General features: G+C 66.8%; 22 protein-coding genes and 3 tRNA genes. 14 read left to right on the top strand and 11 right to left on the bottom strand.

What is annotated here, in order from left to right; translation table 11 throughout:
• The first annotated feature begins 33 nt into the window (after positions 1–33).
• The 4 genes from AC1VVG_RS08040 (at position 34) to AC1VVG_RS08025 (ending at position 3,710) form a co-directional block, all read left to right on the top strand.
• Positions 34–864: an arginyltransferase gene (locus AC1VVG_RS08040; RefSeq protein WP_034186992.1), complete on the top strand. Its 831-nt coding sequence runs from the start codon at positions 34–36 to the stop codon at positions 862–864.
• Between the two features lie 98 nt (positions 865–962).
• Positions 963–2,000, top strand: coding sequence for a quinone-dependent dihydroorotate dehydrogenase (locus tag AC1VVG_RS08035; protein WP_059234588.1), 1,038 nt, complete (start codon positions 963–965; stop codon positions 1,998–2,000).
• 100 nt (positions 2,001–2,100) lie between these two features.
• The gene (locus AC1VVG_RS08030; protein WP_034186994.1) at positions 2,101–2,895 is read left to right on the top strand and encodes a cystine ABC transporter substrate-binding protein; all 795 of its coding nucleotides are present in this window, start codon (positions 2,101–2,103) and stop codon (positions 2,893–2,895) included.
• 122 nt (positions 2,896–3,017) lie between these two features.
• Positions 3,018–3,710: an amino acid ABC transporter permease gene (locus AC1VVG_RS08025; protein ID WP_482835465.1), complete on the top strand. Its 693-nt coding sequence runs from the start codon at positions 3,018–3,020 to the stop codon at positions 3,708–3,710.
• A 55-nt stretch (positions 3,711–3,765) separates the two neighbouring features.
• On the opposite strand, the gene AC1VVG_RS08020 is transcribed toward AC1VVG_RS08025, so the two are convergent.
• The 6 genes from AC1VVG_RS08020 to rnr all read right to left on the bottom strand — a co-directional run bounded on the left by AC1VVG_RS08020 (position 3,766) and on the right by rnr (position 10,970).
• Positions 3,766–4,752 (bottom strand): Gfo/Idh/MocA family protein, encoded by a 987-nt coding sequence (locus AC1VVG_RS08020; RefSeq protein WP_059557797.1) that lies wholly within the window; start codon positions 4,750–4,752, stop codon positions 3,766–3,768.
• Between the two features lie 101 nt (positions 4,753–4,853).
• A complete protein-coding gene (locus AC1VVG_RS08015; RefSeq protein ID WP_034186997.1) occupies positions 4,854–5,570 on the bottom strand; it encodes a FadR/GntR family transcriptional regulator in 717 nt (238 codons plus the stop codon).
• A 280-nt stretch (positions 5,571–5,850) separates the two neighbouring features.
• Positions 5,851–6,546, bottom strand: coding sequence for a ribose-5-phosphate isomerase RpiA (gene rpiA / locus AC1VVG_RS08010; RefSeq protein ID WP_034186998.1), 696 nt, complete (start codon positions 6,544–6,546; stop codon positions 5,851–5,853).
• Positions 6,547–6,637: 91 nt separating this feature from the next.
• Positions 6,638–7,510, bottom strand: coding sequence for an N-acetylmuramoyl-L-alanine amidase (locus AC1VVG_RS08005; protein ID WP_034186999.1), 873 nt, complete (start codon positions 7,508–7,510; stop codon positions 6,638–6,640).
• A 99-nt stretch (positions 7,511–7,609) separates the two neighbouring features.
• Positions 7,610–8,353 carry a 23S rRNA (guanosine(2251)-2'-O)-methyltransferase RlmB gene (rlmB, locus tag AC1VVG_RS08000; RefSeq protein ID WP_059557800.1) on the bottom strand — a complete coding sequence of 248 codons (744 nt, stop codon included), beginning with the start codon at positions 8,351–8,353 and terminating at the stop codon, positions 7,610–7,612.
• Positions 8,354–8,501: 148 nt separating this feature from the next.
• On the bottom strand, positions 8,502–10,970 hold the full coding sequence (gene rnr, locus AC1VVG_RS07995) for a ribonuclease R (protein WP_482835464.1): 2,469 nt from the start codon (positions 10,968–10,970) through the stop codon (positions 8,502–8,504).
• 250 nt (positions 10,971–11,220) lie between these two features.
• Here rnr and AC1VVG_RS07990 point away from each other — a divergent pair.
• From AC1VVG_RS07990 to AC1VVG_RS07980, 3 genes are all read left to right on the top strand, one after another.
• Positions 11,221–11,307 (top strand) — tRNA-Leu (locus tag AC1VVG_RS07990).
• Positions 11,308–11,649: 342 nt separating this feature from the next.
• Positions 11,650–12,639, top strand: coding sequence for an aliphatic sulfonate ABC transporter substrate-binding protein (locus AC1VVG_RS07985; RefSeq protein ID WP_059557801.1), 990 nt, complete (start codon positions 11,650–11,652; stop codon positions 12,637–12,639).
• Positions 12,640–12,749: 110 nt separating this feature from the next.
• Positions 12,750–12,836 (top strand) — tRNA-Leu (locus AC1VVG_RS07980).
• A 160-nt stretch (positions 12,837–12,996) separates the two neighbouring features.
• On the opposite strand, the gene AC1VVG_RS07975 is transcribed toward AC1VVG_RS07980, so the two are convergent.
• Positions 12,997–13,560, bottom strand: a complete 564-nt coding sequence (locus tag AC1VVG_RS07975) for a flavodoxin family protein (RefSeq protein ID WP_049033213.1) — start codon at positions 13,558–13,560, stop codon at positions 12,997–12,999.
• Positions 13,561–13,796: 236 nt separating this feature from the next.
• Between AC1VVG_RS07975 and AC1VVG_RS07970 the strand changes: the two genes are divergently transcribed.
• Positions 13,797–13,883 (top strand) — tRNA-Leu (locus tag AC1VVG_RS07970).
• 219 nt (positions 13,884–14,102) lie between these two features.
• Here AC1VVG_RS07970 and AC1VVG_RS07965 read toward each other — a convergent pair.
• A complete protein-coding gene (locus tag AC1VVG_RS07965) occupies positions 14,103–14,606 on the bottom strand; it encodes an Ohr family peroxiredoxin (protein WP_059557803.1) in 504 nt (167 codons plus the stop codon).
• 362 nt (positions 14,607–14,968) lie between these two features.
• On the opposite strand from AC1VVG_RS07965, the gene AC1VVG_RS07960 reads away from it, so the two are divergent.
• The 5 genes from AC1VVG_RS07960 to AC1VVG_RS07940 all read left to right on the top strand — a co-directional run bounded on the left by AC1VVG_RS07960 (position 14,969) and on the right by AC1VVG_RS07940 (position 20,928).
• A complete protein-coding gene (locus AC1VVG_RS07960) occupies positions 14,969–16,216 on the top strand; it encodes an ROK family protein (RefSeq protein WP_034190170.1) in 1,248 nt (415 codons plus the stop codon).
• Positions 16,203–17,756 carry a sugar ABC transporter ATP-binding protein gene (locus AC1VVG_RS07955; RefSeq protein ID WP_482835463.1) on the top strand — a complete coding sequence of 518 codons (1,554 nt, stop codon included), beginning with the start codon at positions 16,203–16,205 and terminating at the stop codon, positions 17,754–17,756. Before AC1VVG_RS07960 ends, AC1VVG_RS07955 begins: the two co-directional genes overlap by 14 nt.
• A 40-nt stretch (positions 17,757–17,796) precedes the next feature.
• Positions 17,797–18,834, top strand: coding sequence for an ABC transporter permease subunit (locus AC1VVG_RS07950; protein WP_034190107.1), 1,038 nt, complete (start codon positions 17,797–17,799; stop codon positions 18,832–18,834).
• A gap of 83 nt (positions 18,835–18,917) precedes the next feature.
• Positions 18,918–19,862 carry an ABC transporter substrate-binding protein gene (locus AC1VVG_RS07945; protein WP_059557805.1) on the top strand — a complete coding sequence of 315 codons (945 nt, stop codon included), beginning with the start codon at positions 18,918–18,920 and terminating at the stop codon, positions 19,860–19,862.
• Between the two features lie 130 nt (positions 19,863–19,992).
• Entirely contained in the window at positions 19,993–20,928 is a 936-nt protein-coding gene (locus tag AC1VVG_RS07940; RefSeq protein ID WP_482835462.1) for a carbohydrate kinase family protein, read from the top strand.
• A gap of 22 nt (positions 20,929–20,950) precedes the next feature.
• Here the strand turns inward: AC1VVG_RS07940 and AC1VVG_RS07935 are convergent, their stop codons facing one another.
• The 3 genes from AC1VVG_RS07935 to AC1VVG_RS07925 all read right to left on the bottom strand — a co-directional run bounded on the left by AC1VVG_RS07935 (position 20,951) and on the right by AC1VVG_RS07925 (position 24,005).
• A complete protein-coding gene (locus AC1VVG_RS07935; RefSeq protein WP_482835461.1) occupies positions 20,951–22,681 on the bottom strand; it encodes a SulP family inorganic anion transporter in 1,731 nt (576 codons plus the stop codon).
• A 24-nt stretch (positions 22,682–22,705) separates the two neighbouring features.
• Positions 22,706–23,332, bottom strand: coding sequence for a ParB-like protein (locus tag AC1VVG_RS07930; protein ID WP_034190110.1), 627 nt, complete (start codon positions 23,330–23,332; stop codon positions 22,706–22,708).
• Positions 23,333–23,462: 130 nt separating this feature from the next.
• Positions 23,463–24,005, bottom strand: a complete 543-nt coding sequence (locus AC1VVG_RS07925) for a GNAT family N-acetyltransferase (protein ID WP_049031896.1) — start codon at positions 24,003–24,005, stop codon at positions 23,463–23,465.
• 282 nt (positions 24,006–24,287) lie between these two features.
• Here AC1VVG_RS07925 and AC1VVG_RS07920 point away from each other — a divergent pair, with 282 nt between their 5' ends.
• Positions 24,288–25,508 (top strand): MFS transporter, encoded by a 1,221-nt coding sequence (locus AC1VVG_RS07920; RefSeq protein ID WP_049031897.1) that lies wholly within the window; start codon positions 24,288–24,290, stop codon positions 25,506–25,508.
• Positions 25,509–25,687: the final 179 nt, after the last annotated feature.

Here is a 25,687-nt window from a genome sequence, read left to right as displayed (position 1 = left end):
CGCGGCACTCCTTCCCTGCATCGAGAGCTGCCCATGACTCACCCGACTGAGCTGCCGCTTTCACCGCTTTCGGCGCTGCAATTCTATGCAACGGCGCCCTATCCGTGCAGCTATCTGGACGGTCGCATCGCGCGCTCGCAAGTCGCGACGCCGAGCCACCTGATCAATTCCGACATCTACACCGAACTCGTGAAGGCCGGCTTCCGCCGCTCGGGCGTGTTCACGTATCGCCCGTACTGCGACGGCTGCCGCGCATGCGTGCCGGTGCGCGTCCCCGTGGGCGCGTTCGCGCCGTCGCGCACGCAGCGCAGGATGTGGAAGCGCCACCGCGCGCTGATCGCGACGGTTTCGCCGCTGCACTACGACGAAGAGCACTACGCGCTCTACATGCGCTACCAGTCCGCGCGCCACGCGGGCGGCGGCATGGATCGCGACAGCCGCGACCAGTACGAGCAGTTCCTGCTGCAGAGCCGGATCAACTCGCGCCTCGTCGAATTCCGCGACCTCGACGCGCCGGGCGGCGAACCCGGCAAGCTGCGCATGGTCAGCATGATCGACATCCTCGGCGACGGGCTGTCGTCGGTTTACACATTCTTCGAGCCCGACGACCGGCATACCAGCTACGGCACCTACAACATCCTGTGGCAGATCGAGCAGGCGAAGAGCCTCGACCTGCCGTACGTGTACCTCGGCTACTGGATCCGCGAGAGCCCGAAGATGGCGTACAAGGCGAACTTCCACCCGCTCGAGGGGCTGATCGACGGCCGCTGGAAGACGCTCGATCCGGAACGGATCGACCTGCCGCCCGTCGACGCGGCGCTGGCCCGCGCGCCGTTGCCGGGCGGGCATTCCGGCTCGGGTTGACGCACGCGGCGGGAGCTACGAAGCGAAGCACGCCCCTGCCGCGCAACTCCCGGTAAAATAGCGGGTTGTCATTCATTCCGGCTGCCCGCCCCATTCCCGTGTTCAGTTCCCTCTATCCGCTGGCCCGCGCATCCCTGTTCAAAATGGATGCGGAAGATGCTCACCACCTCACGCTGCGCGCGCTCGGCGCGGCCGGCCGCACGGGCCTCGCCTGCGCGCTGTCGGCCCGCGTGCCCGACGCACCGCGCACCGTGATGGGGCTCACGTTCCGCAACCCGGTCGGCCTCGCGGCCGGCCTCGACAAGGACGGCGCGGCCATCGACGGCCTCGCGGCGCTCGGCTTCGGCTTCATCGAGGTCGGCACGGTCACGCCGCGCGCGCAGCCGGGCAACCCGCGCCCACGGATGTTCCGCCTGCCGCAAGCCGAAGCGCTGATCAACCGGATGGGCTTCAACAACCATGGCGTCGACCAGTTCGTGAAGAACGTCCAGGCCGCCCGCTATCGCGGCATTCTCGGCCTGAACATCGGCAAGAACGCCGACACGCCGATCGAGCGCGCCGCCGAGGACTACCTGTACTGCCTCGAGCGCGTATACCCGTTCGCGAGCTACGTGACGATCAACATTTCGTCGCCGAACACGAAGAACCTGCGCCAGCTGCAGGGCGCCGGCGAACTCGACGCACTGCTCGCCGCGCTGAAGGACAAGCAGCAGCGCCTCGCCGACCTGCACGGCAAGCTCGTGCCGCTCGCGCTGAAGATCGCCCCCGATCTCGACGACGAACAGGTCAAGGAAATCGGCGACACGCTGCTGCGCCACAAGATCGAAGCGGTCATCGCCACCAACACGACGCTGTCGCGCGCGGCCGTCCAGGGCCTGCCGCATGCGGACGAAGCCGGCGGCCTGTCGGGCCGCCCCGTGTTCGACGCGTCGAACGAAGTGATCCGCAAGCTGCACGCGGAAGTCGGCAACGACGTGCCGATCATCGGCGTCGGCGGCATTTTCTCGGGCGAGGACGCCCGCGCGAAGCTCGCGGCCGGCGCGGCGCTCGTCCAGCTTTACACGGGCTTCATCTATCGCGGCCCGGCGCTCGTGTCGGAATGCGTGAAGGCGATCGCCCGCGAGCGCACCGCGTAATATAGACATAAACAAACTATATTTAATGATCGATAGCGTTTTTGCTATCATCGGCCTCACTATCAGAATCATTGACCCGGACAGGGCAAGGACACACACGATGAAATTTTCGCTGCTGAAGAAGCTGCTGGTTGCCGGCCTGGTCGGCACGTCGTTCGCCGCCGCGACCGCGCACGCGGCCGACCTCCTCGACCAGGTCAAACAGCGCGGCACGCTGCGCGTCGGCCTCGAAGGCACGTTCCCCCCGTTCAACTCGAAGAACCCGCAAGGCGAACTCGTCGGCTTCGACGTCGACATCGCGAAGGCCGTCGCCGCGAAGCTCGGCGTGAAGGCCGAATTCGTGACGACCGAATGGAGCGGCATCATCGCGGGCCTGCAGGCCGGCAAGTTCGACGTGATCGCCAACCAGGTCGGCATCACCGACAAGCGCAAGGAAACGCTCGACTTCTCGCCGGCGTACACGTTCTCGTCCGCGCAGCTGATCCAGCGCAAGGACGACACGCGCGAGTTCAAGTCGCTGGACGACCTGAAGGGCAAGAAGCTCGGCGTCGCGCTCGGCACCAACTACATGGACATGGCGAAGTCGGTGCCCGGCATCGACGTGAAGACGTACCCGGGCGCGCCCGAGTACCTGCGCGACCTCGCCGCCGGCCGCCTCGACGCGGCGCTCAACGACCGCCTGATGCTCGCGTACCTGACGAAGAACGCGCAGCTGCCGCTGCGCCCGGGCGCGAACGTCGGCTCGGCGAACCCGTCGGGCATCCCGTTCAAGAAGGGCAACCCGAAGTTCCAGAAGGCGATCGACGACGCGATGACGCAACTCGAGGCCGACGGCACGTTCACGAAGATCTCGGACAAGTGGTTCGGCATCGACGTGACCAAACCGATCAAGTAAGCACGCCTGCATGTCCCGCCTGACGGCGGGCCGGAAAGGGCGGCATCCGTCACGATGCCGCCCTTTGTTTTATGCGTCCGGTTTATGATTGCGCTTTCGCGCACGCATTCGATTCGTACTCCATGTCGACAACGTCCCTGCTCGTCCAATCGCTGCCGGTGCTCGCCCAGGGCGCCGTCCTGACCGTCAAGTTCGCCATGCTGTCGATGGTGTTCGGCCTGCTTGGCGCCGTCGTGCTCGCGATGATGGGCATCCGGCAAAGCGAAGCGCTCGACGGCTTCGAACGCGTCTGGGTCAACGCGCTCGCGTGGCTCGCGCGCGGGTATGTGAGCCTGATGCGCGGCACGCCGCTGCTCGTGCAGATCTTCGTCATCTACTACGGGCTGCCGAGCCTCGGCATCTCGCTCGACCCGACGCCGGCCGGCGTCATTGCGCTGTCCGCGAACGTCGCGGCTTACATGTCCGAAAGCATGCGCGGCGCCATCAACGGGATCGCGCGCGGCCAATGGCTCGCCGCGTACAGCCTCGGGCTGTCGTGGGGGCAGACGCTGCGCTACGTGATCGGCCCGCAGGCGCTGCGCATCGCGGTGCCGAGCCTGTCGAACAGCCTGATCAGCCTGATCAAGGACACGTCGCTCGTCTCCGTGATCACCGTGACCGAACTGCTGCGCAGCGCGCAGGAAGTGATCGCGGCGACCTATCAGCCGCTGCCGCTCTACCTCGCCGCCGCGGCCGTGTACTGGATCCTGTGCCAGATCCTCGAATGGGTGCAGCGCTGGTACGAAAAGCGCCTGTCGCTGCCGTCGCGGCACTGAGCGCACGCACTCCCGCCGGGGTGCGCATGCGCGCCCCGCCCCCTCTCCTTCCCGCTTACTCGCCCGAATAGCGCACGCCGAGCGCGGCGCGCGCCGCATCGGTCATCGCGATCATCCGCCGCGAATGGTCGTGCGTCATGATCGGGCTTTCCGTTTCGCCCGCGCGCAGCAGGTCGCAAAAATGCGCGGTCTCGTAGTTCAACCCGCCGCCCTCGGCCGGCGCGTCGAGTTCGACGGTACGCCCGTCCGCATAGCAAATCGTCGCGCGCGCCGGGTTCCACCACTTCTCGTGAATCGTCACGTGGCCGCCGGCCGCGGCGATCAGCGCGTCGCCGCGCCCCATCACGTCGAGTCCGCAAAAGAGCTGGGCGATCCCGCCGTTCGCATGCACGCTGTTCAGGCTCGCGAACAGGTCGACGCCCGTCGCGCCGACGCGGCCGAGCGTCTGCACGTCGAGCGCCGCCCCGAGCCAGTCGACCGCGAGAAACGCCTCGTAGATCCCGATGTCGAGCAGCGCACCGCCCGCGCGATCGAGGCGGTAGACGGAGTGGTCGTCCGGCACCGACGACGATGCGCATCCTGCCCGGACGAGCCGGATCTCGCCGATCGGGTCGTTGCGCAGATGCGCGCGCAATTGACGGTACAGCGGAAAGAACGGCGGCTTCATCGCTTCCATGAACAGCCGCCCGGCCTCGCTTGCCGCCTGCAGCACGGTGTCGAGCTGCGCCGCGTTCAGCGTCGCGGGCTTTTCGCACAGCACGGCCTTGCCGGCGGCCAGCGCGGCCAGCGCGTACTGCGCATGACTGTCATGGAGCGTCGCGATGTAGACCGCGTCGATATCGCTCGCGAGGAGCGCGTCGAGGCTCGCGGCAGGCGTACCGCCGCAAGTCCCGCAAAAGGCGGCCGCGGCGTCGGCGCGGCGAGCCCAGGCACCGGCGAGCGTGGCACCCGGCACGTGCGCGAGGCTTTGCGCGAAGCGGCGCGCAATGCTGCCCACGCCGACGATGCCGAAGCGCACCGGGCGATGGTCGTTGTCGTTCATCCTGATCTTCCGTGTCGGTCGTATGACGGTAGCCGGCACGCTGCCGGCCGGCCGTCATGATAAACGGCCCGGCGGCACACGGATGAGCGACACGCGCAACGTCAGGCGCGCACGGGCACGTCGACCGAGAAATCGCGCGAAATTTCGTCGGCGCTGAAATCGATCAGCGCGAGCGACGCCGCCTCGGCCTCGCGCGGGTCGCGCCGCTCGATCGCATCGACGACGCGCGCATGCGCCTTCACCGCGATCTCGTGCGCCCCTTCCTTCTGCACGACGCGCGGGTTCACGAGGCGCACCGCACCGCGCACGATCGCCGCCATCTGCTGGAAGAACTGGTTGCCGCTGGCCTGGACGATCCGCGTATGCAGCAACTCGTCCGCCGTGTCGTAGCCGGAATCCCCCGGCTGCAGCACCTTGAACGCATCGAACGCTTCGCGAATGCCCGCGATGTCGGTCGCCGTCGCACGCACCGCCGCCTGCGCGGTCGCACGTGGCTCGATCAGCATCCGAAACTCGATGACGTCGCGCATGAATTGCGGGTCGGGTTTCGCCCGAAATCGCCAGCTCACGACGTCTTCGTCGATCATGCGCCAGTCGCGCATCGGGCGCACACGCGTGCCGACTTTCGGGCGCACGTCGAGCATGTCGCGCGCAAGCAACATCGACAATGCTTCCCGCATCACCGTACGACTCACATCGAACTCTTTCGACAGCACGTCTTGCGGCGGCAAGATGCCGCCATACTTGTCCTCGACGATACCCGAGACAAGCCCATCCATCACTTTGGCGACCAGTGACCGGTCTTTGCCCTGCTCCATGACACCTCCCCGTGCGTCGATTTGCGAACACCTGCTCCGCAGTTCCGCCGGCCCTGGTTACCACTGTTCTTATGATCTATAAGTTGATGAGTTCGACGATATTCCGCTATCTGGTAAACACCTGACAGGGTTATCCCTCTTTTTTGACGAGGTGATTTATACGGCTAAAAAAAAAGCCCGGGAAGCGCGCTGCGCTTGCCGGGCCCCGATTTCCACAAGATTTAAACCTTCAGTCCATTAATGATCGACAACGCCGTTACGGACTGCTTCTCATTCAGGTTCAGCCAGCCGGATAAACGATCGTTTCAACGCCGTTTTCCGTGCCAAGCAAGCACAGATTCGCGCCGCGCCCGGCGAACAGGCCGACCGTCACGACGCCCGGCCATGCATTCACCTGCGCTTCGAAACCGCGCGGATCGGCGATCTGCAGCCCCTTCACGTCGATGATCTCGTTGCCGTTGTCGGTGATGTACGGTGCGCCGTCCTTCGTCACGCGCAGCACGGGCACGCCGCCGAGCGCGGCGACGCGCCGGCCGATCGCCGTGCGCGCCATCGGCACGACCTCGATCGGGAGCGGGAACGCGCCGAGCACCGGCACGCGCTTGCTGCCGTCCGCGATGCAGACGAACGTGTCGGCCACCGACGCGACGATCTTCTCGCGCGTCAGCGCGCCGCCACCGCCCTTGATCATCGCGCCGCTCGCGTCGATCTCGTCGGCGCCGTCGACGTACACCTGCAGCGAGTCGACCTCGTTCAGGTCGAACACCTTGATGCCGTGCGCTTTCAGGCGCTCGGTCGTCGCGACCGAGCTCGATACGGCGCCGCGATAGCGCGACTTGACGACGGCGAGCGCGTCGATGAAGCAGTTGGCGGTCGAGCCGGTGCCGACGCCGATCACGGCGCCTTCCGGCACGTTCTGGATCACGTAGTCGGCGGCGGCCTGGCCGACGAGGCGTTTGAGTTCGTCTTGAGTCATGGCGTGGTAATGCTGCGGGATTGCGAAAAACCGCCAGTTTACCGGAGTCGGGGGACGGCCCGTGTTTTTCGGCGTGCGACGCGCCGCGTGTTCACGGTGCGCCGGACGCGGGTGCGTTATCCGCCGGCTGCGTGCCGGGGAAGTACTTGTCGAGCAACGCCTGTGCGATCGCGTCGGTTTCGGCGTCCGGATTGCCCGCATAGTCGGACGGGCGGAAATGCATCTGGAACGCGGCGAACACGCGCCGCGTGCGCACATCGAGCATTCCGTCGGTCGGCACGTCGTAGCCGTAGCGTGCGAGCTTGAGCTGCAGTTCACGCACGTCGACCGGCGCGCGCGGGTCGCGGCCGCCGAGCCGCGCGGCCACGGTCGCCTCGTCCGGCCACGCGCCGACACCGGCCTGCGCCAGCGCATGCCACGGGAACAGCGGCCCCGGATCGATCTTGCGTTGCGGCGCGATGTCGCTGTGCCCGACCACGCGTGTCGGTGGAATGCCGTAGCGCGCGACGATGTCCTTCGACAGGTCGATCAATGCGACGACCTGCTCGGGGGGATACGGCTGCCAGGTGCGATTCTGCGGATCGAGCGGGCCGCGGTTCACGTTCTCGATGCCGATCGACACCGCGTTCAGCTCGGTCGTGCCTTGCCATTCACTCACGCCCGCGTGCCAGGCGCGCTGCGCTTCCGGCACGAGCTGATAGACGACGGGCATCCCGCGCTCGATGCGCGGCTGCGGCGGGACGACGTAATGCACGCTGACCGAATCGCCCGTCAGCGTGCGCAACGACTTCGCCTCGTCGCTTTCGGTGTAGTGCATCACGAGAAAGCGAACCCGCGAATCGGCGCCGCGCGCATGCAGGCTCGTGTCGGCGTAGTAGGTCCCGCGTTCGACGAGCGACGGCGACGTGCAGGCCGCCAGCAGGCACAGCACGGCGCAGGAGGCGCCAACACGGAGCAGGGTCATCGGTCGCGGGTTCCGGAGAGCCGCGTGCCGCACCCCATCACGGCACGCGTCGTTCGGGTCATTCGAAGCCCCGCGCGGCTCGCGCGGGACGGGCGGGCGTCAGCCCTTCGCGCGCCGCTGGCGCACGGCCTCGTACAGGCACACGCCGCTCGCGACCGACACGTTCAGGCTTTCCACGCTGCCGGCCATCGGGATGCTCATCACTTCGTCGCAGGTGTCGCGCGTAAGCCGGCGCATGCCTTCGCCTTCGGCGCCCATCACGAGCGCGACGGGGCCGTCGAGCTTGGTCTCGTAGAGCGTCGCCGGCGCCTCGTCCGACGTGCCGATGACCCACACGCCGGCTTCCTTCAGCTCGCGCAGCGCGCGGGCGAGGTTCGTCACCGTGATGTACGGCACCGTGTCGGCCGCGCCGCTCGCCACCTTGGCCGCCGTCGCGTTCAGGCCGACTGCGCGGTCGCGCGGGGCGATCACCGCATGCGCGCCGGCCGAATCGGCGACACGCAGGCACGCGCCGAGGTTGTGCGGATCGGTGACGCCGTCGAGCACGAGCAGCAGCGCGGGACCCTGGATGCCGTCGAGCAGCTCCGACAGGTTCTGCGCAAGCGGCATGTCCTCGACCCGCGCGACAACGCCCTGGTGGCGCTCGGTGTGCGCGAGGCCCCACAGGCGCGTTTCGTCGGCTGCAATCAATCGCACGCCCGCTTCCTTCGCGGCGTGCAGGAAGTCCTGCATGCGGCGGTCGCGGCGCGTCTGGTCGTACAGCACCTCCGCAACCGTCGATGCATCGTGCCGCAAACGTGCGGTCACCGCATGAAAACCGTAAAGAACCTTCAGACGTGACATGACTGGAACAACCTTCGATCAAACGTGCGGCCGCGCGACACGCGCAGCCGCGATCCATGGAAAAGGAAAGCGCCGCGTTGCCGGCCGATGACCGGTGACGCGGCGTCTCTCGATACTGCGGAGCGTGCGCTTGCGACGCCCCGAACGCTCAATACTTCTTGCGGGCGCGAGTCTTCTTCGCGGTCGGCTTCGCGGGCGCACCGCTCCCGCCACCGCCCTTCTTCTTCGCGGCGGCGCGCGCGTCCTTCACCGCGACGCTCGGCGCGCTCGCGGCCTGCTTGCGACGCGGCGCCGACTCTTCCGACGGCGGCAGCGCGCGCACGCGCGGACCGTTGCCGTTGCGATCGGCACCGGCGGCAGCCGGCGCGGGCGACGGACGCGGCGCCTTCACCGGCGTATCGCGCACGAGGCGGAAGTCGATCTTGCGCGCGTCGAGATCGACGCGGCTCACCTGGACGCGCACGCGATCGGACAGGCGATAGCGGATGCCCGTCCGCTCGCCGCGCAGCTCGTTCTTGATCTCGTCGTACTGGAAGTAGTCCGAGCCGAGTTCCGTGACGTGAACGAGCCCTTCGATGAACAGCGTGTCGAGCTGCACGAAGATGCCGAACGACGTGACGCCGTTCACCATCCCGCCGTACTCCTCGCCGAGCTTGTCGCGCATGAAGTAGCACTTGAGCCATGCCTCGACGTCGCGCGACGCTTCGTCCGCACGACGTTCGTTCGCCGAGCAGTGCAGGCCGAGTTCTTCCCAGATCGCCGTGTTCGAGCGCGAGCGGCCGCGCGATTCGTCGTCGGCCTGCTGCATGGCGCGCGCGCGCGGCGACAGCGCGGTGTTCAGCTCGAAGCCGTCCGGCGCCTTCGGCACGTACTTCTTGCCCGACAGGATCGCGTAGATCGCACGGTGCGTGAGCAAGTCCGGATAACGGCGGATCGGGCTCGTGAAGTGCGCGTACGCGTCGTAGGCGAGGCCGAAGTGGCCGATGTTGTCCGGGCTGTAGACGGCCTGTTGCATCGAGCGCAGCAGCATCGGCTGCAGCATCTGCGCATCGGGCCGGTCGCGGATCTGCGCCATCAGCGCCGCGTAGTCGCTCGCATGCGGCTTGTCGCCGCCACCGAGCGACAGGCCCATGCCGCGCAGGAAGGCACGCAGGTTCTCGAGCTTCTCCGGCGTCGGCCCCGCGTGCACGCGGTACAGGCCCGGATGCTTGTTGCGCTTCAGGAAGTCGGCCGCACAGACGTTCGCGGCCAGCATGCATTCCTCGATCAGCTTGTGTGCGTCGTTGCGCTGGCGCGGCACGATCTGCTCGATCTTGCCCTGCGAGTTGCAGACGATGTAGGTCTCGGTCGTGTCGAAGTCGATCGCACCGCGTTTCTGGCGTGCGGCGAACAGCGACTTGTAGACGCCGTACAGATCCTGCAGGTGCGGCAACAGGTCGGCGCGGCGCGCGGCCTCCGGCCCCTTCGTGTTCGACAGCACGGCCGCGACCTCGGTGTACGTGAGGCGTGCAGCCGAATGGATCACGGCCGGATAGAACTGGTAGGCCTTGATCTCGCCGCGCGCGGTGATCACCATGTCGCACGCGAGCACGCAGCGGTCGACGTGCGGATTCAGCGAGCACAGGCCGTTCGACAGCTTCTCCGGCAGCATCGGGATCACGCGGCGCGGGAAATAGACCGAGGTGCTGCGTTCGAGCGCATCGGCGTCGAGGCCCGTGCCCGGCTGGACGTAGTGCGACACGTCGGCGATCGCGACGATCAGCCGGAAGCCGTCGCCACGGCCGACCTTGACCGGCTCGCAGTACACGGCGTCGTCGAAGTCGCGGGCGTCCTCGCCGTCGATCGTCACGAGCGGCACGTCGCGCAGATCGACGCGGAAACGCAGGTCGCCCGGCCGGACCTTGTCCGGCAACGCGGCGGCTTCGTCGAGCGCCGGCTGGCTGAATTCGTGCGGCACGCCGTACTTGCGCACCGCGATTTCGATTTCCATGCCCGGATCGTCGATGTCGCCGAGCACTTCGACGACACGGCCGAGCGGCTGCGAATGACGGCTCGGGAAATCGGTCAGCTCGACGACGACGACCTGCCCGACCTTCGCCTTCTTCACGTTCTGCGTGATCAGGATGTCGTGGCCGATGCGCTTGTCTTCCGGCGCGACGATCAGCGCACCGTTCTCGTTGAGCAGGCGGCCGATCACGCGCTTGTTCGCGCGTTCGGTGACTTCGACGACATGCCCTTCCGGGCGGCCGCGGCGATCGTAGCCGACGATCCGCGCGAGCACGCGGTCGTTGTGCATCACCTTCTGCATTTCGCCGTTCGGCAGGAACAGGTCGTCCTGGCCGTCGTCGCGGATCACGAACCCGTAGCCGTCGCGATGCCCCTGCACGCGCCCGGCGACGAAGTTCGACGGATGGGTCAACTGGTAATGGCCGCGCTTGTCGAGGCGGATCTGGCCGTCGCGCTCCATCGCGGCGACACGCCGGAAGAACCCCTCGCGCTCTTGACGCTTGATCGACAGGGCCTCGGCGATGTCGTTGGCAGCCAGCGGCGCGTCGCTCGTACGCAGCACGCCGAGAATTTCTTCACGGCTCGGAATGGGGTACGGATATTTGCTCAAGGGTTTGTCGATGATTGTTCTCGTTGCGTTGACTGATGGTGCACGGCATCAACATAGAGGTGTCCGTCAGACAGTTCTATATTGACGGCGGCGGGTCATTCTATCACCCGCCTGAGTCGCCAAATGACGGGAATGCCGCGAGCGGGCGCGACAGCAGCCGGTTTGCGATGCATCGCAAAAAAGTGTTGACACGAATAATTGGGGCGCTATAATTTTGCTTCTTTGCAGCAAGCAGCTCACTGCAAAACGTGCCCAGGTGGCGGAATTGGTAGACGCACTAGGTTCAGGTCCTAGCGGTGGCAACATCGTGGAGGTTCGAGTCCTCTCCTGGGCACCACTTGATTTATAAAAAAGGTCGGCTTCTAGCCGGCCTTTTTCATTTTCAGCCCAGGAAGCAAAGCGCCTGCGCGCTTTGCGCGAGGACTCGAAGGGCTGCGCTTGCAAGCGCAGCCGGGGTCGCGCCCGTGTGACCGAGTCCTCTCCTGGGCACCACTTGATTTATAGAAAAGGTCGGCTTCTAGCCGGCCTTTTTTCATTTCGGCACCCGCATCGCGGCGACTGCCGTCGGCCCTTATGTCGGCCATTCCGATCGATAGCAGAATTTATCGCTTATCAATCGCCCTCCCCGTTGCTACATTAGCCGCCTTGCTTTCAATGCATCCAACGAGGAGCACGATTCATGACGTCGATGAACCGCCGCGCATTCGCGCGCGCGATGCTGGCCGCCGGCCTCACTGTCGCGGGCGTCAGGGCCCGCGCCGAGAACACGCCCGCGACGCTGCGCATCGGCTACCAGAAATCTTCGACGCTCATCACGTTACTGAAGACACGCGGCACGCTCGAGCAGGCGCTGACACCGCTCGGCCTGCGCGTGTCGTGGCATGAATTCGCGAGCGGATTGCCGCTGACCGAAGCGCTCAACGTCGGCGCCGTCGATTTCAGCGCCGACGTGGCCGACACGGTTCCGGTCTTCGCGCAGGCAGCCCATGCGCGTTTCGTGTACATCGCGCAGGAAGCACCTTCGCCGAAAGCGCAGGCGATCGTCGTGAAGCAGGACAGCGCGCTGCACACGCTCGCCGATCTCAAGGGCAAACGCATCGCGGTCACGAAGGCGGCCGGCAGCCACTACCTGCTGCTCGCGGCGCTCGCACGCGCGAAGCTCGCGCCCGCCGATACAGCGATCCACTACCTGACGCCTGCGGATGGGCGCGCGGCGTTCGAGCGCGGCAGCGTGGATGCATGGATCACGTGGGATCCCTATGTCGCATCGGTCGACCGGAATCCCGACGTGCGGATTCTCGCCGACGGCGAGGGGCTCGCATCGTACCAGCGCTACTACCTTGCCTCGAGCAGTTTCGCGACCGCTCGACCCGACGTCGTCCAGGTCCTGTTCGACCAGCTGTCGCAGGCCGGCACGTGGCTGCGTGACCACCCGCAGGACGCCGCGAACACACTCGCGCCGATCTGGGGGCTCGACGCGGCAACGATCGCGCGCGCAAACGCGCGGCGCAGCTATCTCGTCCGCACCGTGGTCGCGCAAAACTTCAGCGAACAACAGAAGATCGCCGACACCTTCCTCGCGGCGGGACTGCTGCCCGCCCGCGTCGATACGGGACAGGCGCTGCGCTGGAATTTCGCTGCAAAGCGTGCGGAGCCGGTCGGCGCGTGAAGCCCTGCCGCGCAAGCGGCCAATATTTTTATCACTTCGGATGAAATTCTGTTGACAGACTCCGGCCACACGCTAGAATAGCGGTCTTCGCACTGCAGTAAGCGAAACGTGCCCAGGTGGCGGAATTGGTAGACGCACTAGGTTCAGGTCCTAGCGGTGGCAACATCGTGGAGGTTCGAGTCCTCTCCTGGGCACCACTTGATTTATAAAAAGGTCGGCTTCTAGCCGGCCTTTTTCATTTTCAGCCCAGGAAGCAAAACGCCTGCGCGCTTTGCGCGAGGACTCGAAGGGCTGCGCTTGCAAGCGCAGCCGGCGTCGCGCACACCGGCCGCGGCAATCTCGGGCATTCGACGCAGATCAGGCGCCGCTCCAGCGCTTCGCCGCAATCGCAACGCGCTCGCCCAGCACTTCAGCCGTCTTGCGGTCACTCTCGAGAATCGCGTCGCCGCTCTGGTCCGCATTCGCCTGCGCCATCGCGCCGAGAAACGAGCCGAGCCGGTTCAGATCGTTGACGGACCCCGTGCTGCTATTGTTGCCGGGCATCAGGCCGAGGCTGACCCACAGCATCTGATGCTGGGCCGCAAACACGGCGAGCTGCTGCAACGTCGACAGCTTGTCGCCGCTTTGCGAAGCCGACACCGTGAACCCCGCCGCCAGCTTGTCCCGCCACTTTCCCCAATACTTCGACGACGCATCCATGAAGCCCTTGAACTGGGCGGATGCGCTGCCCATGTAAGTCGGCGAACCGAAGATGATCGCGTCGGCATCACGCTCCAGATACGCCCAGTGTTCATCGATCGTATCGACCGGAATCAGCTTGACCGATGCACCGTCGACTTTCTCGACACCGCGCGCGACCGCGTCCGCAATGACGGCCGCGTGGCCATAACCGCTATGAAAAACGACTGCGATTTCAGACATGAAGCACTCCTTGTTGGCAGGCACAAAAACGTTACCGAGACAGTAACATAAAATGCCGGCTCGGGCCTCTTGGTTCATGTGTATGGTTGCCCCCTCTTCCGTGGACGAAACAACGTGCGAGCCATCGTCACGCGCTGCCGGATCGTGCCAATGAAGATACTTTGCAGGAAACTGTTGACAACGATTCCGGCCACGCTATAATTGCGGTCTTCGCTTCGCAACAAAAAGCGAAACGTGCCCAGGTGGCGGAATTGGTAGACGCACTAGGTTCAGGTCCTAGCGGTGGCAACATCGTGGAGGTTCGAGTCCTCTCCTGGGCACCACTTGATTTATAAAAAGGTCGGCTTCTAGCCGGCCTTTTTCATTTTCAGCCCAGGAAGCAAAGCGCCTGCGCGCTTTGCGCGAGGACTCGAAGGGCTGCGCTTGCAAGCGCAGCCGGGGTCGCGCCCGTGTGACCGAGTCCTCTCCTGGGCACCACTTGATTTATAAAAAAGGTCGGCTTCCAGCCGGCCTTTTTTCATTCCAAGCTCCGGAATCGCGACTTACCTCGCCCCGATCACACGCACCGCGTGCCGGATGCCGCCTCTCGCCATCTTCGCATACGGACATATCGCTTCGGTTTCCGCGACCAGCGCACGCGCGTCATCGGGATCGACGCCCGGCATGCCGACCTCGACATCCAGTTCCAGTTCGAACAAGCCGTCCGACGGATCGCGCTGAAACGTCACGCGGGCCGAGACGGCGAGGTCCGCCGGCAAGCGAACCCTGCGCTTCATCGCGACCAGCGTCAGCGCGCCGTGAAAACATGCGGCAAACCCAGCGGCAAACAACTGCTCCGGATTCGTCCCGCCACCCACACCGCCCAACTCCACCGGCAAACGCAACGACAGATCGAGTTCGCCGGTTGCCGCGCGTGCGTGCCCGGACGATCGGCCGTGCGCCGCCTCGCCGCCGGTCACGACCACCGTCGTCGTGTAAAGCGGCAGCGGCTCGCTGCCGGAATAAGGATCAAGCAGCGACTCCGAAGGCCGCGTCGCAGGTTGCATGGGTTTCTCCCGGAAAAGGCACGGCGCCCTCCCGATCGCGCCGTGCCGGATGTCCAATGAACGATACCGGACCGTGCCAGCAGGCACCGTCGGGCTTCGCCTCGCGCGGATTGCGGCGACCCGCCATCCCGCGAGCAATCGTGACGCGCAGCCGCATCCCGGTCCATCAGACGAATTCCAAATTTCCCGATTTGAGGGCATTCTCGATCCATCCCCGATTCCCCGCGCCGACACGAAGCGCCCCCACCCCACCACCCCGACCGGGATTTCCCTAGGCTGACATGTCGGCGCGCACGCGGTTAAATAAATCAACGTGATTTATTTAATGCACCGCCACACGGTGCAACATGGAAGGAGACGCCATGAGAAGCCCGCACATCGGCCAGGGAAGCAACTCGGCCAACGTGCGCCGTTACAACGAGCGCCTGCTGCTGAAGACGCTGCGCCGCGTGGGCAGCGCGTCGAAGGCCGACCTCGCCCGTCTCGCGAACATGACGGGCACGGCGGTCGGCAGCATCATCGAATCGCTCGCCGACTCAAAGCTGATCGAATTCGCGGGCCGCACCGAGGGCCAGCGCGGCCAGCCGGCCTCGTTGATCCGTCTCGACCCGCGCGGCGCGTTCGGCATCGGCGTCCACCTGGACCGGATGCGCATCGAGACCGCGCTGGTCAACTTCGCCGGCGACGTGCTCGGCCGCCGCTCGCACGACACGCTGCTGCCGCCCCCCGCCGACGTGCTCGAGATCGTGCGTCGCGACATCGACGCGATGCAGGCCCTGCTCCCCGACCATGAACGCGCGCGCCTGACCGGCGTCGGCGTCGCGCAACCCTACAACCTCGGCGCGTGGATGCGCGAGCTCGGCCTCGCGCCCGACACGTTCCGTGCGTGGGAAGACGTCGATTTCGCGGCCGACCTCGGCCGCATGCTGGCGCTGCCCGTGTTCGGCGAAAACGACGGCAATGCGGCCGCGATCGCCGAGCTGTTCTACGGCTACGGCCGGCAATGCGACGACTTCGTCTACCTGTTCATCGGGCCGGCGATCGGCGGCGGCATCGCGATCGACGGCGACTGTCTGCGCGGCGTGACCGGCAATGCAGGCGACATCGCGGTGATTCCGGTACTGCCGAGCCGGCTCGCCTCCGCACCGCCGCCGCGCGGCGCGTGGGACATCCTGCTCGCGCGCGCGTCGCTGCACGCGCTCGTGCGTCACCTGCGCCATCACGGCGAGACGGTCGAGAACCGCGCCGATCTCGAAGCGTGCATCGCCCGCGGCCTGCCGGCCGTCGACGAGTGGATCGACGACTGCGTCGACGCGCTCGCACCGGCGTTGCGCGCGGTGCTGTGCGTGGTCGACGCGCCGGTCGTCGTACTCGACGCCGACACCGACGCGGGCCTGCTCGACGCAGTCACGACGCGCCTGCGCTCGGCGCTGGTCGCGACCGCCCCCGAAGCACGCGGCACGCCGACGCTCGTGCGCGGCACGTTCGGCGCGGACGCCGGCGCGATCGGCGCCGCCACGCTGCCGATGTTCTTCAACTTCTCCCCGCGGGCCGGCATCCTCAAGGGCGCCCGCACCGACTCGCAGGAGGTCCACCATGTCGCGTTCTGAGTCGCCCCGTCCGTTGCTCGAGATGCGCGGGATCAGCAAGACGTTCCCGGCCGTACGCGCGCTCGACAAGGTCAGCCTGACCGTCTATCCCGGCGAGATCCACTCGCTGATGGGCGAGAACGGCGCGGGCAAATCGACGCTGATGAAGATCCTGTCCGGCGCATACCGCGCCGACGCCGGCGGCGAAATCCTGATCGACGGCGAACGCATCGAGATCGACGGACCGCTCGCCGCACGCGATGCGGGTGTCGCGGTGATCTACCAGGAGCTGTGCCTGTCACCGAACCTGACCGTCGCGGAAAACATCTACATCGGCCGCGAACTGCGGCGCGGCAACCGGCGCTGGGGCACGATCGACCGCGCGGCGATGGCGCGCGGCTGCCAGGACGTGCTCGCGCGCCTGGGTGCGCCGTTCGGCCCCGACACGCTCGTCGACACGCTGTCGATCGCCGAACAGCAGCTCGTCGAAATCGCGCGCGCGGTGCATACGCGTGCCCGCATCCTCGTGATGGACGAGCCGACGACGCCGCTGTCGTCGCGCGAAACGGAACACCTGTTCAGCCTGATCCGCCAGTTGCGCGAGGAAGGCCTCGCGATCATCTACATCAGCCACCGGATGGCGGAGATCTACGAACTGTCCGATCGCGTGTCGGTGCTGCGCGACGGCACATACGTCGGCACGCTCGAACGCGCATCGCTGTCGGCCGAGCGGCTCGTCGCGATGATGGTCGGCCGCGACATCTCCGGCTTCTACAAGAAGGAACATGCGCCGTACGACCCCGGCCACCTGCTGCTGTCGGTCCGCGACATCGCCGACGACACGCGCGTGCGCGGCTGCAGCCTCGACCTGCACGCCGGCGAAGTGCTCGGCATCGCGGGCCTCGTCGGCGCGGGCCGCACCGAGCTCGCGCGGCTGATCTTCGGCGCCGAACCACGCGTGCGCGGCGACGTGAAGCTGGGCGAGCGCACGTTCGGCGCGCACTCGCCGCGCGACGCGATCGACGCGGGCCTCGTCTACCTGACCGAGGACCGCAAGCGCCAGGGCCTGTTCCTCGACATGAGCGTGCGCGACAACATCAACATTTCGGTGTGCAACCGCGACGCACGGCTCGGCGCGCTCGACCTCGCACGCGGCGCCGAACGCGCACGCGACGCGATCGCGTCGTTGTCGATCCGTGTCCCGCACGCGAACGTCAACGTTGGCGCGCTGTCGGGCGGCAACCAGCAGAAGGTGCTGCTGTCGCGGCTGCTCGAGACGAAGCCGCGCGTGCTGATCCTCGACGAACCGACACGCGGCGTCGACATCGGTGCGAAGTCCGAGATCTACCGGATCATCAACGAACTGGCCCGCGCCGGCGTGGGCGTGATCGTGATCTCGAGCGAGCTGCCGGAAATCATCGGCGTCGCGGACCGCGTGCTCGTGATGCGCGAGGGCGAGATCGCCGGCGAACTCGGCGGCCACACGCATACGCCCATCACGCAGGAAGCGATCATCGCGCTCGCCACCGGCTCGCAGGCCGAACTCGCCGACGCGCACTGAGCCCGCCCTTTCATTTCACTCTTACCTTCAGGTTACCGACATGATCAATCCGACCAAGCAGCGGAACCTCGCTTCCGCGACGGCCCATCCGGTGCCCAACCGTACGCCGCTGCTGCGCGGCGCCGATCAACGCGCCCGCATGCAATCGCTGATCCGCACGGCCGGCATGCTGCCGGTGCTGCTGGTTCTGTGCATCGGCTTCGGCTTCCTGACCGACGGCTTCTTCACGCTGCAGAACCTGTCGATCGTCACGCAGCAGGCGTCGATCAACATCGTGCTCGCGGCCGGCATGACCTTCGTGATCCTGACGGGCGGCATCGACCTGTCGGTCGGCTCGGTGCTCGCCGCCGCGGCCGTCGCCGCGCTGCTCGCGTCGACGATCCCCGGCTGGGGCTGGCTCGGCGTGCCTTTCGCACTCGTCGTCGGCCTCGTGTTCGGCGCGATCAACGGCGGGCTGATCTCGTTCCTGCGCCTGCCGCCGTTCATCGTCACGCTCGGCGCGATGACGGCCGTGCGCGGCGTCGCGCGCCTGATCGGCAACGACACGACCGTCTTCAACCCGCAGCTGCCGTTCGCGTTCATCGGCAACGGCACGATCCTCGGCGTGCCGTGGCTCGTCGTGATCGCGTGCGCGGTGATCGCGATCTCGTGGTTCATCCTGCGCCGCACGGTGCTCGGGATGCGGATCTATTCGGTCGGCGGCAACCCGGAAGCCGCGCGCCTGTCGGGCATCAACGTGCGGGCGATCCAGATGTTCGTGTATGCGGCGTCGGGGCTGCTCGCCGGCCTCGGCGCGGTGATGTCGGCCGCGCGGCTCTATGCGGCCAACGGCCTGCAGCTCGGCCAGTCCTACGAACTCGACGCGATCGCCGCGGTGATCCTCGGCGGCACGAGCTTCGTCGGCGGCGTCGGCTCGATCGTCGGCACGCTGATCGGCGCGCTGATCATCGCCGTCCTGACGAACGGGCTCGTGCTGCTCGGCGTATCGGACATCTGGCAGTACATCATCAAGGGGCTCGTGATCATCGGCGCCGTCGCGCTCGACCGCTATCGCCAGCGCGACTCGGCGCGCACCTGACAGCATCCCGTCGATTCAACCTCGCGGCGCAGGCCGGTCCGCCTGCGCCCGTTCGCCAACAAACCTCTCGGAGACACCACGACATGTTCAAGCACACCGCCGCCCTGACCGCCGTCGCCTGCGCGCTTGCCTTCGGCGCTTCCGCCGCACACGCGGCCGACAAGCCGCTCAAATCGATCGGCGTCACAGTCGGATCGCTCGGCAACCCGTACTTCGTCACCATCGTCAAGGGCGCCGAAGCACGCGCGAAGCAGCTCAACCCGAACGCGAAGGTGACGGCCGTGTCGGCCGACTACGACCTGAACAAGCAGTTCACGCAGATCGACAACTTCATCTCCGCGCACGTCGACATGATCCTGCTCAACGCAACCGATCCGAAAGCCATCGAGCCGGCGGTGAAGAAGGCGCAGGCGGCCGGCATCACGGTCGTCGCGGTCGACGTCGCGGCAGCCGGCGCGAACGCGACCGTGCAGACCAACAACGTGAAGGCAGGCGAGCTCGCCTGCGACTACATCGCGAAGAAGCTCAACGGCAAGGGGAACGTGATCATCGAGAACGGCCCGCAGGTGTCGGCCGTGATCGATCGCGTCAACGGCTGCAAGGCCGTGCTCGCGAAAAACGCCGGCATCAAGCTGCTGTCGAGCGACCAGGACGGCAAGGGCTCGCGCGAAGGCGGGATGAACGCGATGCAAGGCTACCTGACGCGCTTTCCGAAGCTCGACGCGGTGTTCACGATCAACGACCCGCAGGCGATCGGCAGCGACCTCGCCGCGAAGCAGCTGAACCGTCCGGGCATCGTGATCACGTCGGTCGACGGCGCGCCCGACATCGAGGTCGCGCTCAAGTCCAACACGCTCGTGCAGGCATCGTCGAGCCAGGACCCGTGGGCAATGGCGCAGCAGGCCGTCAACGTCGGCTACGGGATCATGAACGGCCAGAAGCCGGCCAATCCGATGATCCTGATCGAGCCGACGCTCATCACGCGCGACAACGTGAAGACCTACAAGGGCTGGAGCGCGCCGCGCTGATCGCGCCGCCGTCCGCCCGCGCAACCGGGCAGTGCCGGGCCGGGTCGCCATGCGCGGCGGCCCGCGCTGCCCGCCCTTTCGGATCAACCGCCGTACGGCCGTGCGCGACGCCACGGCACAAGGTTTCGACATGACGACCACGTTCCCCCGCCTGATCGTATTCGGCGAAGCGCTGACCGACTTCATCCGCGACGACGCGCAGCACTGGCACAGCGTCGCCGGCGGCTCATGCTGGAACGTCGCGCGCGTCGGCGCGCGACTCGGCGTGCCGACGGCCTTCGCCGGCACGGTCAGCCGCGACACCTTCGGCGACGAGCTGATGCGCAAGAGCGCGGACGCCGGACTCGACATGCGCTTCATCCGGCAGGTCGACCGCGCACCGCTGCTCGCGATGGTCGTGTCGAAGCAGCCGCCCCACTATTTCTTCATCGGCGAGAACAGCGCCGATCTCGCATTCGATCCGGCGGACCTGCCCGCCGGCGCCTTCGACGCGGCCGAGATCGTGCACGTCGGCTCGCTCGGTGTCGTGCGCGAACCGCTCGCGTCGCGCCTGATCGAGGTCGCACAGGCCGCGCGTGCGGCCGGCAAGCGGATCTCGTTCGACCCGAACTTCCGCGCACCGATGGCCGCGCCGTCGTATCGCGACACGCTGCGCCGGCTGTCCGCGCTCGCGGACTGGATCAAGGTTTCCGACGAGGATCTGCGCGGGCTGTTTCCCGAACTCGACGAAGCCGCCGCGCTCGCGCAACTGCGCGCATGGTCGCCCGACGCGACACTGCTCGTCACGCGCGGCGCATCGGGCATGCAGCTCCTGCATCGCGACACCGTGCTGTTCCAGCCCGCATTCCCGGCCGAAGTCGCCGATTCGGTCGGCTGCGGCGATGCGAGCATCGGCGGCTGGCTCGCGAGCCAGCTTGCGCGCCCCGATGCAACGGCCGCCGACCATCTGCGCTACGCGGCCGCATGCGCGGCGGTCGCCTGTGCGCACGCAGGCGCCTATGCGCCGACGGCCGGGGAAGTGGCCGACATGATCGATCGCACGACGGACGTCGCGCTTTCGCGATAGACGGCACCGACACGGCCGGCAGTCATGCGGCAGTCGCGCCGTCGCCGCCGTCCGGCGGCATGCCGGCCTGCAACAGCTGCAGGCTTTCGTCGACGCTCAGCTCCGACATCGCGTCGCCGTGAAGCGTATCGTCCGCCGCGCGGCGCAATGCATGCAGCGCATGCACCTTGAGCCGCACGATCGCGAGCCGCAACTCGCGCGCCGCGCATTCGGCCGCAAAGGTGCGCAGCGATTCGATCGTCGTACCGTCGACGTCCGGCGTCTCCTCGAGGCTCAGCATCACGGTATGCGTATCCGGCGTGGCCTTCATCAGCGCACGCACGCGATTGAGCATCCGGTCCGCGTTCGCGAAGAACAGTTGCGCCTCGGGCCGCACGATCAGCACGCCCGGCACCGGTTTCGCATCGGCGTGGCTCGCGACATCGACGAAATCATGGCTGTCGCGTAGCCGGCCGAGCACGCTCACGTTCGGCTCGGACAGCTTGCGCAGCGTCAGCAGCAGGCTCACGCCGATGGCCGCGAGCAAGCCGTGCAGCACGCCGAGCACGAGCACCGCGAGCAACGCGGCGATCACGACGAGCCGGTCGCGATGCCACGCCCAATACGGCCGGAAGACGGACGGATGCAGCGAGTGGCTGACCGCGAAGATCACGATCGCCGCGAGCACGGGCTCCGGCGTGCGGGCAAGCTGCGGCAGCAGCAGCCAGACGATCAGCGCGACCACGCCGGCCGCCCACAGGCCGGCAAAGCGCGACTGCGCGCCAGCCGCCTCGTTCGCCGACGTCGCCGAATAACCGGCGCCGACCGGCATGCCGTGCAGCAGGCCCGACACGAGATTCGCGCAGCCGAGCGCGACGAGATCGCGGTTCGGCGACACGGTATCGCCATGCTTGAGCGCGAAATTGCGGATCGATCCGTACGACTCCGCGTACAGGATCAGCATCAGCGCGAACGCGAGTTCGACCGTCTGCATCCACGCGTTGCGGTCGAGACGCGGCAAGCCGAATTCGAGGTGCCGGAAGTCGATCTGGCCGACGATCGCGATGCCGTACCGTTGCCAGTCGATCGCGTAACCTGCCGCGATCGACAGCACGATCACGACGAGCGTCGCGGGCACGCGCGCGCCGCGCCCGAGCACGAACAGCAGCGCCAGCGCGGTCGCGCCGAGCACCATGCTCGCGAGGTTCGCGTGCGGCGCGCCGGCGATCAGGTCGAGCGCGACGTGCGGCGCATCGCTGTGCTGCACGGAGATCGCGAGGATCTTCGGCAACTGCTTGATGACGATCGTCAGCGCGAGGCCGAACGTGAAGCCGCGCAGCACGGGCCGCGCGACGAAATCCGACATGCCGCCGAGCCGCGCGACGCCCGCGAGGATGAACAGCATGCCCGTCATCGCGACGAGCGCCGCCGCGAGCGCGAGTTGCGCGGCCAGCGCCATGCCCGATTCGGCGAGCACGGTTGCCGCGAGTACCGCGGCCGACGACGACGTCGACGACACGATCGCAAAGCGGCTGCTGCCCGTGAGCGCATAGACGACGAGCCCCGACAACAGCGCGATCAGGCCGGCCTGCGGCGGCAGGTTGGCCAGCCCCGCATACGCGACCGCTTCGGGAATCAGCAGCCCCGCGATCGACAGGCCGGCCAGCGCATCGAGGCCGATGCGCCGCCTGGGCGGCGGCGAAGCCGTATCGAGCGCGGCGAAATGGTCCGCATGCTGCGGGCCGGCATCGGGGCGGATCGGGGTGGTCGTCATGAGGCGGTCGGCGCCGTGCGCCGGTCAGGGTTTGACGGCGATGACGCCCGACCAGCCGGGCAGGTAGCGCGCATCCTGCTCGTGCGCGCGATGCAGCGCGATATCGAGCGCCTTCGAAAAATTCTTGCGGATCTGGTCGAGCGACACGTGCTGGCGCAGGTAATCGGCCCACAGGAATTCGCTGAACGGCGTCGCGTCCTTCGCATAGCCGCCCGCCGTGCGCAGTTCGCCCGCGAGGCTGCGGTACGGATCGTCCTCGAGCCCCGTCAACGCCTTCGGCAGATGCGCATAGTCGCGCCGCGATCCGTCCGCGCCGAACGGATGCACCCACTGATTGTGCTCCATCATCCGCCAGAAGATCGTGTCGTCGAGCCACGACAGATCCTTCAGCAGCATCGCGTTCACGCGCGACTCGCCCTCCTCGATCAGCGCGAGGCCGAGATGGTGGTGATCGGTGATGTAGTGCAGCCCGTCCGGGCCGAGGACGGCCGGGAACCAGTGCGATTCGATCGCCGCCTTGCGCGCACGCTTGTCGAGCCCCTTCCAGTGCTTGCGCTTCGCCTTGACCTCGCGATACCCGACCGTCATCTGCGTCGGACGCAGCGCGTCGAGCCGGACGGGAATGAGATGAACGTCGTTGCCGAGTGCCATGGTCGTACCCCATGTTGCGAAATTCCGGCAACGATACTCCGGATCGCATGGGCCGTTAATCCGTCATGACCTCGATACGCCTCCGATTGACAATCCCTGACAACCGTCCGCGCCTGCGCGCGACACGGCGCTACGCGCGCAGGTCGTTGCGTTCGAGACGATGACGAATGTAAGGAATGCCATCGTGCACGACGCTCACGCGCTGCATCCCGAGCTTGCGCGCGACGTTCAGCGAGCCGCCGTTGGCTTCCGCGATATCGGCGATCACGCGCGGCAGGCGCACGGTGTCGAACGCGTGACGCACGAGGGCTTGCGCAGCCTCGCTCGCGATGCCGCGCCCCCAGGCCGCACGCACGAGCCGCCAGCCGATCTCCACGTCGCGCGCGCCGTCCGCGTAGTCGGGAATCAGCAGGACCCAGCCGATGAACGCGTCGGGCGCGGCCTTCTCGAAGATCGACCAGTAGCCGAGGCCCGGCGGATAGTCGCGCGTGATCCGGTGCGTGACGAAGCGGCGATGCGCGTCGGGGTCGTGCCACGGGCCCGCGATGTGCCGCGTGACTTCCGGATCGCGATCCATCTCGACGCACGCCTCGAGGTCGGCCAGCACGCGCGGACGCAGCCACAGCCTGTCGGTTTCGAGCACGGGCAATTCGGCGGCGGAACGTTGATTCATCCGGACTCCTGATTCGGTGACGATGCGCATCGGGCGCATTACAGAATTGATACAAAAAGCCTTCCGGAATGATACAGACGCCTGTCGCTTGGCTCGCGCCGCCTCGTTGCCATTTCCGAAACAGTTCATTTCGTAGGGATTATTCCCGATTCGGGCTTATCGCGCCCCACATCGCGCGGCGCGGAGGCCTACACTCGATCAGTGCCTCCCGCGCCGCGCGCATGCCGGGCCGGCATCCGCATGCATATCGCGAGCGCGCAAGCCAACGAGGAGACCCCGGACATGAGCTGGACCCGCGAACAACGCAACGTCACGATCGCCGCCTACCTGGGCTGGACGCTCGATGCGTTCGATTTTTTCCTGATGGTTTTCGTGCTGAAGGACATCGCCGCGGAATTCGCGTCGACGATCCCCGCCGTCGCGTTCGCGCTCACGCTGACGCTTGCGATGCGCCCGCTCGGCGCGCTGATCTTCGGCCGGCTCGCCGACCGCTTCGGCCGCCGCCCGACGCTGATGGTCAACATCGCGTGCTATTCGCTGCTCGAGCTCGCGTCCGGTTTCGCGCCGAGCCTCACCGCGCTGCTCGTGCTGCGTGCGCTGTTCGGCATCGCGATGGGCGGCGAATGGGGTGTCGGCTCCGCGCTGACGATGGAGACCGTGCCGACCCATGCGCGCGGCTTCGTATCGGGGCTCTTGCAGGCCGGTTATCCGAGCGGCTACCTGCTCGCGTCCGTCGTGTTCGGCCTGTTCTACCAGTACATCGGCTGGCGCGGCATGTTCATGATCGGGGTGCTGCCCGCGCTGCTCGTGCTGTATGTCCGGGCGCACGTGCCGGAATCGCCCGCATGGAAACAGATGGAGAAGCGCCCGCGCCCGAGCCTCGGCGCCACGCTGAAGCAGAACTGGAAGCTCACGGTCTACGCGATCGTGCTGATGACCGCGTTCAACTTCTTCTCGCACGGCACGCAGGATCTCTACCCGACCTTCCTGCGCGAACAGCATCACTTCGACCCGCATACCGTGTCGTGGATCACGATCGTGCTGAACCTCGGCGCGATCGTCGGCGGCCTGTCGTTCGGCACGATCTCGGAGCGGATCGGCCGGCGCCGCGCGATCTTCATCGCCGCACTGATCGCGCTGCCCGTGCTGCCGCTGTGGGCATTCTCGAGCGGGCCGGTTGCCCTCGCCGCCGGTGCGTTCCTGATGCAGATCTCGGTCCAGGGCGCGTGGGGCGTGATCCCGGTTCACCTGAACGAGATCTCGCCCGACGAAATCCGGGCAACCTTTCCCGGTGTCGTCTATCAGCTCGGCAACCTGCTCGCGTCCGGCAACGCGACGATGCAGGCGTCGCTCGCCGTTTCGCACGGCAACAACTACAGCCTCGCGCTTGCGCTCGTGGCCGGCACCGTCGCGGTCGTGATCGCCGTGCTGATCCTGTTCAGCCGCGAACGGCGCGGCATCGACATGACGCAATCGGTCAATACGCGTAGCACCGTCGGCTGAATCCGCACGTTTGCGCATCGCACCATCGCGCGCGCCCCGCCAGGCCGGGGCCGCGCGTCGCACTTTCCGCATTCGCACATCGAACTAGAGGAATTTGTCCAGATTCCCCGCTTGCCCGCCGTGCCCGCGTTTTTTTATCTTAATAAAAACGACTGTTTGAATCAGATAATCAAATCACC

It is taken from the genome of Burkholderia sp. L-4 (assembly GCF_056856535.1).
The sequence above is the reverse complement of the archived record's forward strand: the minus strand, read 5'-3'. Positions and strand labels throughout refer to the sequence as shown.